This is a genomic window from Chitinophaga sp. GbtcB8 (genome assembly GCF_019091455.1).
In the GTDB taxonomy this organism is placed as follows: Bacteria; Bacteroidota; Bacteroidia; order Chitinophagales; family Chitinophagaceae; genus Chitinophaga.
In genome coordinates this window covers 338,963-353,303 of sequence record NZ_JAGXJN010000001.1, presented here as the reverse complement: position 1 = coordinate 353,303, position 14,341 = coordinate 338,963, and the positions used below count along the sequence as shown (strand labels likewise).

12 protein-coding genes and 1 pseudogene are annotated in these 14,341 nt (G+C 47.6%); 7 read left to right on the top strand and 6 right to left on the bottom strand.

Features of this window, described 5'->3' with window-relative positions; genetic code table 11:
- The first annotated feature begins 9 nt into the window (after nucleotides 1-9).
- Genes KVT36_RS01485 through KVT36_RS01475 form a run of 3 tightly spaced genes read left to right on the top strand, consistent with a single transcriptional unit; the run spans nucleotide 10 to nucleotide 3,143 of the window.
- Nucleotides 10-774, top strand: a complete 765-nt coding sequence (locus tag KVT36_RS01485; protein ID WP_217601730.1) for an SDR family oxidoreductase — start codon at nucleotides 10-12, stop codon at nucleotides 772-774.
- A 51-nt stretch (nucleotides 775-825) separates the two neighbouring features.
- The gene (locus tag KVT36_RS01480) at nucleotides 826-1,890 is read left to right on the top strand and encodes a LacI family DNA-binding transcriptional regulator (RefSeq protein ID WP_217601729.1); all 1,065 of its coding nucleotides are present in this window, start codon (nucleotides 826-828) and stop codon (nucleotides 1,888-1,890) included.
- Between the two features lie 32 nt (nucleotides 1,891-1,922).
- Complete coding sequence (locus tag KVT36_RS01475; protein WP_254639786.1) at nucleotides 1,923-3,143, top strand: glycoside hydrolase family 88 protein; 1,221 nt, start codon at nucleotides 1,923-1,925, stop codon at nucleotides 3,141-3,143.
- A 93-nt stretch (nucleotides 3,144-3,236) separates the two neighbouring features.
- Here KVT36_RS01475 and KVT36_RS01470 read toward each other — a convergent pair whose 3' ends face one another.
- From KVT36_RS01470 to KVT36_RS01445, 6 genes are all read right to left on the bottom strand, one after another.
- On the bottom strand, nucleotides 3,237-3,911 hold the full coding sequence (locus KVT36_RS01470) for a response regulator transcription factor (protein WP_089917547.1): 675 nt from the start codon (nucleotides 3,909-3,911) through the stop codon (nucleotides 3,237-3,239).
- Nucleotides 3,883-4,716 (bottom strand): sensor histidine kinase, encoded by an 834-nt coding sequence (locus KVT36_RS01465; protein WP_217601728.1) that lies wholly within the window; start codon nucleotides 4,714-4,716, stop codon nucleotides 3,883-3,885. The genes KVT36_RS01470 and KVT36_RS01465 overlap by 29 nt, the downstream gene beginning before the upstream one ends.
- Entirely contained in the window at nucleotides 4,683-5,351 is a 669-nt protein-coding gene (locus KVT36_RS01460; protein WP_217601727.1) for a hypothetical protein, read from the bottom strand. Before KVT36_RS01460 ends, KVT36_RS01465 begins: the two co-directional genes overlap by 34 nt.
- 129 nt (nucleotides 5,352-5,480) lie before the next feature.
- The gene (locus KVT36_RS01455; protein WP_217601726.1) at nucleotides 5,481-5,942 is read right to left on the bottom strand and encodes a hypothetical protein; all 462 of its coding nucleotides are present in this window, start codon (nucleotides 5,940-5,942) and stop codon (nucleotides 5,481-5,483) included.
- Nucleotides 5,943-6,771: 829 nt separating this feature from the next.
- Nucleotides 6,772-7,290, bottom strand: coding sequence for a hypothetical protein (locus KVT36_RS01450; protein WP_217601725.1), 519 nt, complete (start codon nucleotides 7,288-7,290; stop codon nucleotides 6,772-6,774).
- A gap of 218 nt (nucleotides 7,291-7,508) precedes the next feature.
- Entirely contained in the window at nucleotides 7,509-9,809 is a 2,301-nt protein-coding gene (locus KVT36_RS01445) for a GH92 family glycosyl hydrolase (protein WP_217601724.1), read from the bottom strand.
- A gap of 179 nt (nucleotides 9,810-9,988) precedes the next feature.
- On the opposite strand from KVT36_RS01445, the pseudogene KVT36_RS01440 reads away from it, so the two are divergent.
- From KVT36_RS01440 to KVT36_RS01430, 4 genes and pseudogenes are all read left to right on the top strand, one after another.
- Nucleotides 9,989-11,638: pseudogene (locus tag KVT36_RS01440) on the top strand (glycoside hydrolase family 127 protein); the annotation flags it as partial.
- Nucleotides 11,639-11,647: 9 nt separating this feature from the next.
- On the top strand, nucleotides 11,648-12,043 hold the full coding sequence (locus KVT36_RS33095) for a hypothetical protein (RefSeq protein WP_368669993.1): 396 nt from the start codon (nucleotides 11,648-11,650) through the stop codon (nucleotides 12,041-12,043).
- Complete coding sequence (gene proB, locus KVT36_RS01435; protein ID WP_217601723.1) at nucleotides 12,040-13,074, top strand: glutamate 5-kinase; 1,035 nt, start codon at nucleotides 12,040-12,042, stop codon at nucleotides 13,072-13,074. Before KVT36_RS33095 ends, proB begins: the two co-directional genes overlap by 4 nt.
- A gap of 12 nt (nucleotides 13,075-13,086) precedes the next feature.
- A complete protein-coding gene (locus KVT36_RS01430; RefSeq protein ID WP_217601722.1) occupies nucleotides 13,087-14,337 on the top strand; it encodes a glutamate-5-semialdehyde dehydrogenase in 1,251 nt (416 codons plus the stop codon).
- Nucleotides 14,338-14,341 lie beyond the last annotated feature (4 nt).

Genomic DNA, 14,341 nt, shown 5'->3' with positions numbered 1-14,341 from the left:
ACTAACAAGATGCTGGATCTATTTGACCTAAAGGGGAAAACGGCATTAGTGACCGGTTGTAAAAGAGGCATTGGCATGGCTATGGCCGTGGCATTGGCAGAAGCCGGGGCTGACATAGCAGGCGTTTCTGCCTCACTGGAAAAAAGCGGGAGTGATGTTGAAAAGGCGGTTACTGCCCTGGGGCGTACGTTTAAAGCCTACCAGTGCGACTTTGCAGACCGTAAAGCATTATATGCGTTTATTGAGCAGGTAAAAAAAGATATGCCTGTTATAGATATATTGGTGAACAACGCCGGTACTATTATGCGTAAACCGGCAGCAGAGCACCCGGATGAGTATTGGGATACCGTGATCAATACCAACTTAAACGCCCAGTTTATCCTTACCCGTGAGATAGGGCAGGGGATGCTGGCCAGGGGTAAGGGAAAGGTGATCTTTACCGCTTCCCTGCTTACCTTCCAGGGAGGTATTAATGTGCCGGGATACGCTGCCAGCAAGGGCGCTGTAGGATCGCTGGTGAAAGCATTTGCCAATGAATGGGCCGGTAAGGGTGTGAATGTAAATGCCATAGCGCCGGGTTACATTGCTACGGATAATACCTCCGCCCTGCGGGCAGATGAAAAACGGAGCGCCTCCATCCTGGAACGTATACCAGCCGGGCGCTGGGGCCAGCCGGAGGATTTTAAAGGCCCTGCGGTATTCCTGGCATCAGGCGCATCGGACTATGTGCATGGCACTATTTTAACGGTAGATGGCGGCTGGATGGGGCGTTAGATAGGTAATTAGCCACTTATTTCATAAATTCCACGCAGCTAATTACAATACATGAGTAAACGATCAGAAAAAACCATCGTCGACATAGCAGCAGAGCTGAACCTCTCTGTATCCACGGTGTCGCGCGCATTGCATGATAATCCTAACATCAGCGCCCGTACGAAAGATAAAGTAAAGAAAATGGCGCGTAAGCTGGGGTACCGCCCCAACGCGCTGGCTGCCGGATTGCGGAATAATAAGAGTAAAACCATCGGGTTAATCATACCGCGCATTTCCATGTTCTTCCCGGCCACCATTACCACCATCATGCAAAACAAATTGCAGGAGCATGGTTATAACCTGATCATTTGCCAGTCAAATGATTCTTATGAGCAGGAAGTGGCATTGGTAAATACGATGTATTCAGCCAGGGTAGATGGTTTAGCGGTATCCACCACTTTGTATACCAGCGATTTTTCGCACTTCGATATTTTTAAAGAGCAACATATTCCCCTGGTATTTTTTGACCGGGTGCCCCTGGAAAAAAATGCAAAAGTGATCAAGGGCGATGATTTCCTGGGTGGCTTTAGTGCTACGGAGCACCTGATCCAGAAAGGCTGTAAGGATATTGTGCATATTTCCGGCCCGCTGAGCTGCAGCCTGTATATAGAAAGGGTGGCCGGTCATAAAAAAGCGCTGCAGCAATACAAGCTGCCGTTTAAAAAAACGCGCATGTTCTACCAGGAGCTTACCCGGGAGAATGCCTTGAAGGCCTGTAAGCAGATCTTTGGCCAAAAGCCTTACCCGGATGGCATTTTCGCGGCCAATGACACTACCGCACTTACTATCCTGGAATATTGCCGGGGTATTAACCTGCGGGTACCGGAAGACCTGAAGATCATTGGTTACTCCAATGACCCGCGCAGTGAGATCAGTACGCCTTCCATTACTTCCGTAGACCAGTCACCGGAAATGATGGGAGAACGGGTAGCAGCGGCATTAATAGAATTATTAAAGGCACCCACGGCGCCGCAAAAGCAATCGCCGGAAATTATACCCATCCGATTAATTGAGCGGGCATCTTCTGCAGGGAAAAATGTAGTGAAAACAGCTGCAAAGAAACCTGCAAAGAAATAGCCACTGCAACTAAACCGACAAAAGACCACGAAATGAACATGTATTCAGGCAAACAAACCTTTAAGCTGTTCACCGGCACCGTATTGCTGGCAGCACTGACCGCCCTGGCACCTGTGCAGGCGCAAACGCAAAAAGCAAAACCGGCGCTGGTACAGCAGGCCAACCAGGTGCTGGACCTGGCAGTGAAACAGTATAAGCTGATGGCGCAGCACCTGCCGGATAGCCTGCTGCCCCGCTCCACCAACACGGATGGCAGCTTAATGACCTCCAACTCACGCTGGTGGTGCAGCGGGTTTTACCCCGGTACTTTATTATACCTGTATGAATACAAAAAAGATGCGTCCCTGAAAACAGAAGCCTTAAAACGGCTGGCTCTTATTGAAAACGAAAAGAATAATAAAGGCACGCACGACCTGGGCTTTATGATGTATTGCAGCTTTGGCAATGCTTACCGCTTATTTAAAGATCCTGCGTATAAAGAAGTGCTGCTTACCAGCGCCAGGTCTTTATGCACCCGTTTTAATCCAACAGTGGGCTGCATTAAATCATGGGATCATGGCGCATTCACCTTCCCGGTGATCATTGATAACATGATGAACCTGGAGCTGCTTACCTGGGCCAGCCGCACCAGTGGTGACGGCTCTTTTGCGAAGATCGCTAAAACGCACGCAAACACAACCATCAAAAATCATTTCCGGCCGGACTACAGCTCTTACCACGTAATAGATTATGATGGCGCTACAGGTGCGGTGCTGCAAAAGAAAACCCACCAGGGCGCGGCTGATAGCTCTGCATGGTCACGCGGACAAGCCTGGGGTCTATACGGTTATACCATGATGTACCGGGAAACCAAGGACAAAGCTTACCTGGACCAGGCCAAGCATATTGCAGATTTCATATTGAACAATCCTAACCTGCCGGAAGACATGATCCCTTACTGGGACTACGATGCACCCGGCATACCGGATGTGCCCCGCGACGCATCTGCCGGCGCTGTAGCAGCATCTGCTTTACTGGAGCTAAGCCGTTATACTACCGGTAAGGATGCTACCCGCTACTGGAAGGCAGCAGAAAAAATGCTTACCAGCTTAAGCAGCCCGGCCTACCTGGCTAAAGAAGGAGAGAATAATGATTTTATATTAATGCACAGCGTAGGTTCTTTCCCGCATAAATCTGAAGTAGATGTGCCGCTTTCCTATGCTGACTATTATTTTGTAGAAGCGCTGCTGCGGTACAAGCAATGGGGTAAATAGGAGTTATGCTTAACGCTTAACGCAAAACGCTTAACGCAAAACGCTTAACGCAGAACATAACCGGCGTTAAGCGTTTTGCGTTAAACATTCAGCTTAATTCGTGATGTCTATCAGGCCGTACTTAATCCCGAATATTACCAAACCTACACGGGTCTTCACTTTCAGCTTTTCACACAGGCTGCTTTTATAGTCGTCTATAGTACGGGGGCTTACATACATTTTCTGTGCAATTTCTTTATAGGAAAGCTCTGTGCACAGCAGCTGCAGGAAGTATTTTTCTTTAGGTGTAAGGTCTATTTTTTCACTAACGGACAGTACATCTTTCTGCAGGCCGGAGATCACTTTACCGGAAATGTAATCCGGCAGATAAAAATCTTTTTTGATGATGGAGTCAAAAGCATCCTTCAGATCATCTGGCTCTACATTTTTCATGATGTAACCTTTGGCCCCTGATTTCAGCATTTTAATGATCACGGATTCATCGTTGAGCATAGACAGCGCCAGTACTTTGATCTGCGGAAAGTGGTTATTGATCCAGGTGGCGGTTTCATATCCGTTCATGCCCGGCATGTTCACGTCCAGTATCAGGATATCCGGTAACTGTATCTCACGGCTGTTAATGATCTTAATTACTTCTTCTCCACCACTGGCTTCAAACAGCATGAAGTAATCGTTAAAGGTGTTAATAAGCCTGCCCAGCGCCTTACGAACCAGCACATGGTCGTCGGCAATTGCTACACTATATTTGGCTTTCTTCGTTGTGCTCATGGAAAGGTTGTTTATTTACGGGTATGGTTATGCGTATGGTTGTTCCGCCATTTTTTATACTATTGATGTTACAGGTGCCGCCGATAAGGGCAGCTCTTTTGCGGATGTTCCGCAATCCCAGGCCTTTTGAGTGTTCTTTTTCCAACAGGGTACCGGGGTCAAATCCTATACCATTATCCCTTATCTCCAGGTTAATAGTATCGTTTTCATGGGTTAAGTGTATTTCAAGTTCACTGGCCCGGGCATGCTTTACAATATTGTTCAGCATTTCCTGTACAGTCCTGAACAGGATGGTCTCTGTCTGGGAGTCCATCAGGTTCTGAACATCTGTAAAATTAAAAGAAGTTTTGTACAAATTTGTTCTTTCCAGCCTTTGCAGCTCAAATTCTATAGACTTTACCAGGCCTATATCTATGATGCGTTCTGTTTGTAAACCTTTGGAAAGGTCCCGCAGTTCAGCAATGGCTTTTTGCAGCATTTTCCGGCTTTCTTCTATATAAAGATGCGCCTCGCTACCGTTTTCTACCGGTACAGTTAACAGGGAAAGGCTCACAAAGGTGAGGGATTGCCCTATGTTGTCATGGATCTCCTGGGAAAGGTTGCCAAAAATATTTTCCTGTATTTCCAGCTGGGTCCTTAACAGCTCCTGCTCATACTTTTCTTCCATCAAACGCAGCTCCTGTACCTGGGTAAGGCGGCTCTTCTGATTCAGGATCAGCATAATAACAATAAACCCCACCAGGAAAAGTAACAGGATAATAGTTGTGATGATTACGATGGCAACTTCCGGAAGTTCAGACTGCATACGGATGATATACAAAACAAGGAATAAAGAATAATACTCAATACGGCGTTGATATTTGAAAAGGTCTTATATGCGTACTGTGGTATATTGGCCAAAAAGTTTACGATCCCCAGGTAGGGTACCGTTATTGCATTAAAAAATAATAACCCCGTAGCAATCCAGAAGGAAGGATCCCGCAGGAGGTTATCCCGGCCGGGAAATTTAATGCGCTGGTAAAAATAATTGATGGAACAGACAACCACTATTACCGCTCCTACAATATAACTATAAGTCCCGAAATGACGTGGTCCCTGTATAAAATAGATGTTCAGCAAGGCAAGAGCGGGGTAAAACAGCATGATCCAGGTAAAAACCTGTTTGGCCCTTCCCGGCTGTAAAAAGGAGCTTAACAGGTAAATAGCATAGGTTAAATGCACCACCCCATAGAGGTTATACATGGTAAGGTTGTTACTGTTCGCCTTTTTGTATGACCAGCCCACACATTCAATCACCAGGGTTAAAAGGAGGTAACAGGTGAACAGCGCAAGATAAGCAGGTGGATTCTTTTTAGCCAGCGATACCAGGCTGAGCACCAGGCATAGAAAGATGAAAATAATATAAACAGGAATTTCGGTGATGAAATCTAGTAGATTCATTGGGTGCATAGCAATTATTAATACGGCATCAAATTAGGAAAGTCAGATGAATTAGCGTGGGGTCTATAACAAACTGCCAGACAAATGATTGTCTGGCAGTAATAAACAGGTTAAGAAGGCTGTTAAACCTTAAGATTCTTTTGCTACAATAAAAGTGGGCAGATCTTTCGTTGTTCCGCCGCCACCAGGGCAGGTTGGAGGGCACAGGCTGCCAAAGTTGAATGCTACCACCTCAGGGCCTTTGGGTGTGGAAACATACAGGTCTTTGTTTTCGGTTTTACCTGTCTCGCTTAATTTTTGCTGCGTGGCTACAAACACTACGGTTTGGCGGCCTGCATGCAAAATATTTTCGGGGTATGTGGAAGGATATGCTCCGAAGTAAACCCGTACGCCATCAGCTCCGGCAGCAGCAGCTGTGTCCAGGTACTGCTTTAATTCATCCAGGCTGTACCAAACACTTAATGAGTCGGGTTTACCAAGATGCTTTGAATTCTCAATCCATCTTTCGGCACGGTAATTCTCACGGAGTTCATTTACATGACGAGCATCCACGAATTTGCCCACTTTATTGATTTGTTTAGTAGAGGACATAATCGGAAGTTTTAGGTTTAATGATCAAATAACTTTATAAAGCTATCTCAAATCTGATATAATGTTATTTATAAATTACTTATTTTCATTAGATAATAAATTACTTAAATCCATAATGTAACCATAATCATATCGTATTGATTTTTTTGTAATATAAAAACCGTCTTTTCCGGTAAAAAATATGAAGAAACATCTGGGTAAAACTGCGTGAATAACGGTGCCTATGTACCGTTATTTATCGGTGTCTTTTTTCCATGATTCTACAGTCGCTAAATTCAGAGGGATTCCGGCCCCAGCTCCCCCTAGTATACCCCCTTATATGTAAAAGCACAGCGCAAAGCCCGTTAAAATACGGGGGCGATTATACCGTGATTTACGCAGTTGCCCCTTTCGTATATGTACATTTTAAGGTTAGTTTATTACCGGATTTTTCACCACAGTTTGCCCGTAAATCTATGTTCGTTCCCGTTAGTTCTGGTAGTTGTAAATATCGGCTAAGTACGGCTGGTTAAAGGTTTGCGGGTTCACATGTACTTGCCTTTCCTGGACTGCTTATGCTACTAAGATAGCCATTTTAACACTTGTAAAGTTGGCTCAGGGACCTCTTCATGCATTTTAATTGGATTCATTTTGATAATTTGAACTTGCAATTGAAACACAACTGCAACCTTTCATCAACATTGTACCTACCCCTGAAGTTTTTGTACTCTTGTGAAAACCCAATTGTATTGTCCCCCCCAAAGTACCATAATTGGCCTGTTGTTTAGCAGGCCTTTTCTTTTTTTACAGGTTTCATATCGGATAGGTGGTCATAAGGTATTTCTGATTATCAACGTTTTAATGCAAGGGTAAACTGGTGCAGCGCCTCCGAATCATAAAAGAAACGGAACACAATAATGCCCATTTCCCGCATGCTCTGCTCAGGCCCTACATAAGAGATCTCCGTTTCACCTTCCGTTACCCAAAAATGATTGGAGTTCACCACCTGCCCGCCCAGGTTACCCAAACCGATCCGCGGCTCACCATACACCTGGCTTAAACGCTCCGCTATATGGCCGCCCGGCGGCATGGGGTACACAAACAGGCTGTTTATAAAGCCCTGCTCATTGGTGCCGGCCAGCAGGTAACGGATATCAATAGTGGATTGGGGATGGCGCAGGCGGGCTTTCAGGGAACCATTATACACATAGAACCGGCCAATGTCCGGCAATACCATAAAGCGCTGCCGGTGCCGGTAATCCTTCAGGGGTATGAGCCCCCGTACGTTTTTTGGCATCTTACCCAGCTGAATGCCGCCAATGCCCTGCATGTTGAAGATAAAATCCTGTTCTGTGGGAGGTACCTGCATATACGCAATGGAACCATTTGGGGATTCCGGATATAAATTTAATCAACTTATGCAGGTATTTATCTGTCGGGGACGGTCCTCCGTCGAGGGAGCACGGTCCGGAGGGAGCTAAAAGACCGGGACAAAAGTATTCCTATCAGATCCGGATAGTATATAAAAATCCACGGTCCACTACCTATACACAAGGCAGTGGACCGTGGTCAGCCAACTGTGGGCTGTTACTGGTAATTCTTTTTAGCCGGTTTGGCGCCCATGTAAAAAGTGAGCTCCCCGCCGTTCATGATATCTGCATGGGTAATGAAAGGCTGCGTAAGCATACGCCCGTTCAGCACCACCTTTTGCACATATATATTCCTATCGCTTTGATCTTTGGCTGTAATAGTAAAGGTTTTCCCGTTTTCCAGCTGCAGGGTGGCCTGCTCCATGGCCGGGCTGCCCAGCGCATACTGGTCAGAGCCGGGGCATACAGGGTAAAAACCCAGGGTAGTGAAGATGTACCAGGCGCTCATTTGCCCGCAGTCATCGTTACCACCTAAACCATCCGGACCCACATGGTACATTTTCTTCAGGATCATGCGCACCCGTTCCTGTGTTTTCCAGGGCTGTTTAGTCCAGTTATACAGGTAGGCTACATGGTGGGAGGGCTCATTGCCATGCACATAGTTGCCAATAATACCGTCGCGGCTAATATCTTCTGTTTCTGCAAAAAAAGCATCCGGCAAATGCATGGTGAACAGGGAATCCAGGTGGGGAATAAATTTGCTTTCACCACCCATCAGGGCTATCATCTCCTTTGGATACTGCGGCACATATAGGCTGTAGTTCCACGCATTGCCTTCAATAAAGCCCTGGTTAATGGTGGTTAAGGCGTCAAAATCCTTGCGGAACTCACCATCGCTCATCTTAGGCCGCATAAAGCCTGTGCCGGCATCATACACATTTTTGAAGTTGGCGGAACGTTTAATGAACTCTTCGTACAGATCGTTCCGGCCTAGTTTTTTAGCCATTTGCGCAATACACCAGTCGTCATATGCATACTCCAGGGTTTTTGATACGGACGATGAATTTTTATCTTCCGGCACATAACCCATTTGCATATAATATTCCAGCCCGTCATACAGCTTGTAACGTGCAGTATTTACACAGGCTTCCAGCGCATGGTTGGCATCAAAGGGGGCATTGCCTTTTATTACGGCATCTGCAATTACAGATACGCTGTGGTAGCCCGTCATACACCAGTTCTCATTGGCGTAGTGCGACCATACGGGCAGCATTTTATGCACGCTTTGGTCGTAGTGCGCCAGCATGGACTGTATCATGTCTGCATTCCGTTTGGGCTGTATCACATTAAACAGCGGGTGAAGCGCACGGTAGGTATCCCACAGGGAAAAGGTGGTGTAGTTGGTAAAACCTTTGGCCATATGATTATTCTGGTCCAGGCCCCGGTAAGCGCCGTCTACATCCATAAAAGTGGTAGGGCTTAAAAAAGCGTGGTACATAGCGGTGTAAAAGCTCACCATATCGTCATTAGCTGCCAGCTTAATATTGATCTTCTCCAGCTCTTTTTCCCACAGCGCCTGCGCGTCTGCTTTTACTTTATCAAAGTCCCAGTGGGGTATTTCTGCGCGGAGGTTTTGCAGTGCGCCTTCTGTGCTTACCGGTGACAGTGCAAACTTGATCTTGATCTTTTCCCCTTCAGTGGTTTTAAAATCAAAGTAAGCCCTTACCTGTTTGCCGGCCATTTCAGGGAAGTTGTGCGCCTGGTCAAACTTACCCCAGAAACCGCGGTATACATCATGCGCATAGTTCTTTTGCCCGTAGCGGTAAAATGGTTTGGAGAAGCTCATGGCAAAGTACACGAAGCGGGTGCGCCCCCAGCCATTGGTTTGGCGGTAGCCGGTAATGAGCGTATCGTTCTCTACACGTACAAACGTCCATACATTCTTATTCTCGTAGTTATAAATGCCGGCCATCAGGTCCAGGACAATATGCGCCTGGTCTGTTTTAGGAAAGGTGTATTGATGAAAGCCCACGCGGTTGCTGGCGGTAAGCTCTGCCAGGATGTTGTATTCATCCAGCTTTACTTTATAATAACCGGGTTCCGCTACTTCTGACTGATGGGAGAAGGTAGAGCGGTAACCGCTTTCCGGGTTGGTGGCAGTACCGGGGTTCAGCTGTAAAGCGCCGGTGGTGGGCATTATCAGGAAATCGCCGAGGTCAGAGTGGCCGGTGCCGCTGAAATGTGTATGACTAAAACCGGTAATGGTTTTGTCGTCATACTGGTAACCGGCGCAGTACTTATATACATCCGGGTTGTACTTACCATTCATCTCGTAAGGAAGGGTATCTGTTTCCGGGCTAAGCTGCACCATGCCAAAAGGCACGGTAGCGCCGGGGTATGTATGTCCCATCTTTTGTGTGCCGATGATAGGTTTTACATAACGGGTCAGGTTGGCGCCTGTTTGTGCAAACAGCGGCAGCTGGGCTAAACAGAGCAAATAGAATAAGCTTTTCTTCATTGTTTATATGGCAATATTATTTTTAATAAGTAGTGTTAAAGATAAAACGTTTTAGCGCTCCGCGAAATTTATTCTGCTGCAATTAGGGGCCGCAAATGCAGCACCCGTCTATAAAAGTAGTATAGTGTAGTATAGTGCAGATATTTATTATCTTGCTGAACAGTAAACACTTTCCACTTATGAACCGCTTTTTATTTTTGGTGATGATGGCGCTGCCGGCCCTTGTAAACGCCCAACAGCAGGCACTTGTAAATACCGGCAACAGCCAGTTCGCTGTTTTGAGCAGTGTAGATATGGGCGCTGTACAATGGACCAGCGGTTTTTGGGCAGAGCGTTTTACCATCTGTAAAACAGCCATGGTACCTCATTTATGGAAAACCTATACCGATCCGCAAATAAGCCATTCCTATGAGAATTTCAGGATAGCAGCCGGTTTGGATACCGGCTCACACGCAGGCCCTCCTTTTCATGATGGCGATTTTTATAAGCTGCTGGAAGCTGTAGCCAGCTTATACGCAGCTACCAAAGATAAACAGCTGGAAACACTGATGGATAGCGTGATCCCCGTAATTGCAGCCTCACAGCGGGCAGACGGTTATATTCACACCCCTGTAATGATAGCTGCACGGCATGCTAAAGCCGGTGTAAAGGAATTTGAGGACAAGCTGAATTTTGAAACCTATAATATGGGTCACCTGATGACGGCGGCCTGTGTACACTACCGCGCTACGGGAAAAAGAACCCTGCTGGATATTGCCATTAAAGCAGCAGATTACCTGGACCGTTTTTATAAAAAAGCATCGCCGGAGCTGGCGCGCAATGCCATCTGCCCTTCCCATTACATGGGGGTAATAGAGCTATACCGCACTACAAAAGATCCCAAGTATCTACAGCTGGCTAAAAACCTGATCAATATAAGAGGTTATGTGGAAGGTGGTACAGATGATAACCAGGACCGGGTGCCCTTTCGCCAGCAAACCAAAGCCATGGGGCATGCAGTACGCGCCAATTATTTATATGCCGGTGTGGCGGATGTGTATGCGGAAACAGGCGACGATTCCCTGCTGACCTGTTTAAATAAAATATGGCAGGATGTGGTGTACCGGAAAATGTACATCACCGGCGCCTGCGGGGCTTTGTACGATGGAGTTTCGCCCTACGGTGTTTCCTACAACCCCCTGGAAATTCAGAAAACGCACCAGGCCTATGGCCGCGATTACCAGCTGCCTAATATGACGGCCCATAATGAAACCTGCGCCAATATTGGCAATGTGCTTTGAAACTGGCGTATGCTGCAAATTACCGGCGATGCCCGGTATGCGGATGTACTGGAGCTGGCATTATATAATAGTGTGCTGTCGGGCATTAGCCTGGATGGGGACCGTTTTTGTTATGCCAACCCATTAAGCGTATCGGACAAATACCCTTACACACTGCGCTGGGCAGGCGGGCGCATACCCTACATCAGCCTGTCCAACTGCTGCCCGCCCAATGTGGTGCGCACTATTGCGGAAACCGCCAATTATGCGTATGGTATTTCAGATAAAGGTGTGTGGGTACATTTATATGGCGCTAACCAGCTGCATACGCATTTGAAGAACGGCGCAGCCCTGCAGCTATCACAGGTTACCAATTATCCCTGGGATGGGAATGTTAAACTAACGGTGCAGGCGGCCGGCCCGGAAGCATTCACCGTTTTCCTGCGCATACCCGGCTGGAGCCGCCAGGCCACTTTGCTGGTAAATGGTAAACCGGCCGGTGTTACCGTTACACCCGGCCAGTATGCAGCGCTGCACCGCAGCTGGAAAGCGGGCGATGTGATCTCCCTGCAATTACCCATGCCGGTAACCTTAATGGAAAGTAACCCGCTGGTAGAAGAAACCCGTAACCAGGTAGCTGTAAAACGTGGCCCTATTGTGTATTGCCTGGAAGGGGCCAACCTGCCCAAAGGCGCTAACCTGTTTGATATTGTAATGCCGGATAAAGCTGCGCTGCAGCCCGTGCCTATGCAAATAGACCATAATAATATGATGGGTTTAACCGGTATTGTACGCCTGCGCAGTGATACCGGCTGGCAAAACACCTTGTACCGGGAAGCAACCGTGAATGATACCAAACCGCTGAAAGTAACTTTTATTCCCTATTACGCCTGGGGCAACCGCGGGCATTCCGATATGGCGGTATGGGTTCCAAAATATTTTCAATATTTTGGGGGCCAAATTCAATCTCAGTGAGCAAGCCTATTTTAGTGATCAAGTTTGGAACGGCGTCAATTACCCATCAGAACGGAGAGCTGGACGAATCAATAGTAGCCGCTATAACAAGGCAGGTAGCTACCCTGCATGCGGAGTATAATATGGTGCTGGTATCATCCGGGGCGGTAGCTGCCGGTAAAAAATACCTGCCACAATACAGCGGTACCATTAGTGAACGCAAGGCTGCCGCAGCCATCGGCAACCCTTTACTGTTAAATAAATACGCGCAGTATTTTCAGCCTTATAATATTGCCATTGCGCAAAGCCTGTGCGAGCGGCGGCATTTCAGCAACCGCAGCCAGTTCCTGCAGCTGAAAAAAACCTATGAGGAGTTGTGGGCCAACAATATTATTCCTGTAGCCAATGAAAATGATGTGGTGAGCGACCTGGAGCTAAAGTTCTCTGATAACGACGAACTGGCCACGCTGATAGCAGTAGGTTTTGGCGCTTCCGGTTTGCTGTTCAGCACTTCTGTGGGTGGTGTGCTGGATAAGGAAGGCAAAGTAGTACCACAGATAGAGATCATAGATGAAGCTATTTTTGCGCTGGCAGATACCCGCAAATCCAGCCTGGGGCTGGGCGGCATGGTATCCAAGCTTACCTTTGCCCGCCTGGCTACCCGCATGGGCATACGCGTGGTTATTTTTGGTATTCATACTACCGATGGTATTTTAAATGCGCTGGCAGGTACTACCGGTACCTTATGTGTGCCGCAGGAATGCAGTATGCCGGCGCGAAAAAAATGGCTGGCCAGCGGCAGCCTGGTAACCGGCCGCCTGCAGGTAGATGCCGGTGCGCAAAAAGCCCTGGAACAAAGACATAGCCTGCTGGCGGTAGGCGTAAAGGCCATCCTGGAGAAATTTACCCGCGGCGAAGTAATAGAAATTGTAAATGAACAGCATGAAGCAATTGCGGTAGCCCGTGCAAAAGTATCGTCCGATGTGCTGGCCGGTAATAAAAAAGCGCAGAACGTAGAAATTGCGCACGCTGATGATATTGTGTTGTTGTAAAAAAATCATTTCATGGAGTCTATCATGCCTTTACTGGAACAGGCGCAGCAAGCCACCAGTGCTATTAAAACCTTTCCTGACCGGCAAAAGCAGCAGCTGCTGAAACGGCTGGGAGTATACTTACAGGAACATATACACGAAATTGTAAGCGCCAACCGGCAGGACCTGGAACGTATGCCGGACACAGACCCTAAGAAGGACCGACTGTTACTGAACGAAACACGTGTCCAGCAATTAGCAGACAGCCTTACGGATATAGCCAAACTGCCGGACCCTTCTAACCAGCTGGTTTCAGAGAAAAAGCTGGACAATGGGCTGCTGGTGCAAAAACGCACGGCGCCTTTAGGCGTAGTAGGTGTGATCTATGAATCAAGGCCTAATGTAACAGTAGATGTGGCGGCGCTGTGCATCCGCTCCGGCAACGTATGTGTGCTGCGCGGCGGTACAGATGCTTTTTATACCAACACCTGCCTGGTAGGGCTTATACAGGATGTACTGGCGGAATTTGAGCTGCCCAAAGCAACTGTGCAGCTGCTGCCGGCAGACCGTAACCTGGTTATGGAGCTGCTGACCGCTGTAAAGTATGTAGATATTATTATTCCCCGGGGCTCCCAGCAGCTCATCAACTTTGTGCGTGACAATGCCCGTGTGCCGGTAATTGAAACCGGGGCCGGTGTATGCCATACTTATGTGGAGCGCACGGCTGATCTGCAGCAGGCCGCTATCATTGTAACCAATGCCAAGGTAACACGGCCTTCTGTTTGTAACTCTTTGGATACGGTGCTGGTAGACCGTGTGGTGGCAGCGGATTTCCTGCCATTGCTGGCGCCTTCCTTACAGGTCTATAATGTAGAGATCTTTGCAGATGAAACGGCCTATCCCATCCTGGAAAAAGCCGGTTACCCTTATTTACAGCATGCTGCCCCGGAAGATTTTGGCCGGGAGTTCCTGGACTTTAAATGTTCCGTAAAAGTGGTGGAGGGTGCTGATGAGGCCTTGTCCCACATCCGCCATTATTCCTCCAAACATTCTGAAGCTATTATATCAGCGGATGCCGCCATTAGTGAACGGTTTATGAATGAGGTAGATGCTGCTGCAGTATACGTGAACGCCTCTACGCGGTTTACAGATGGAGGTGTGTTCGGCTTAGGGGCAGAGATAGGCATCTCTACCCAGAAGCTGCATGCCCGCGGGCCCTTTGCGCTGGAAAAGCTGGTAACGGAAAAATGGTTTGTATATGGAAACGGGCAGGTGCGCACATAAACAG

Coding starts and splice junctions, on each gene's coding strand:
- KVT36_RS33095 (WP_368669993.1), top strand. CDS start 11,648: ATGCCGGTAACCTTAATGGAAAGTAACCCGCTGGTAGAAGAAACCCGT.
- KVT36_RS01475 (WP_254639786.1), top strand. CDS start 1,923: ATGAACATGTATTCAGGCAAACAAACCTTTAAGCTGTTCACCGGCACC.
- KVT36_RS01450 (WP_217601725.1), bottom strand. CDS start 7,290: ATGCAGGTACCTCCCACAGAACAGGATTTTATCTTCAACATGCAGGGC.
- KVT36_RS01480 (WP_217601729.1), top strand. CDS start 826: ATGAGTAAACGATCAGAAAAAACCATCGTCGACATAGCAGCAGAGCTG.
- KVT36_RS01485 (WP_217601730.1), top strand. CDS start 10: ATGCTGGATCTATTTGACCTAAAGGGGAAAACGGCATTAGTGACCGGT.
- KVT36_RS01445 (WP_217601724.1), bottom strand. CDS start 9,809: ATGAAGAAAAGCTTATTCTATTTGCTCTGTTTAGCCCAGCTGCCGCTG.
- KVT36_RS01470 (WP_089917547.1), bottom strand. CDS start 3,911: ATGAGCACAACGAAGAAAGCCAAATATAGTGTAGCAATTGCCGACGAC.
- KVT36_RS01455 (WP_217601726.1), bottom strand. CDS start 5,942: ATGTCCTCTACTAAACAAATCAATAAAGTGGGCAAATTCGTGGATGCT.
- KVT36_RS01460 (WP_217601727.1), bottom strand. CDS start 5,351: ATGAATCTACTAGATTTCATCACCGAAATTCCTGTTTATATTATTTTC.
- KVT36_RS01430 (WP_217601722.1), top strand. CDS start 13,087: ATGGAGTCTATCATGCCTTTACTGGAACAGGCGCAGCAAGCCACCAGT.
- KVT36_RS01465 (WP_217601728.1), bottom strand. CDS start 4,716: ATGCAGTCTGAACTTCCGGAAGTTGCCATCGTAATCATCACAACTATT.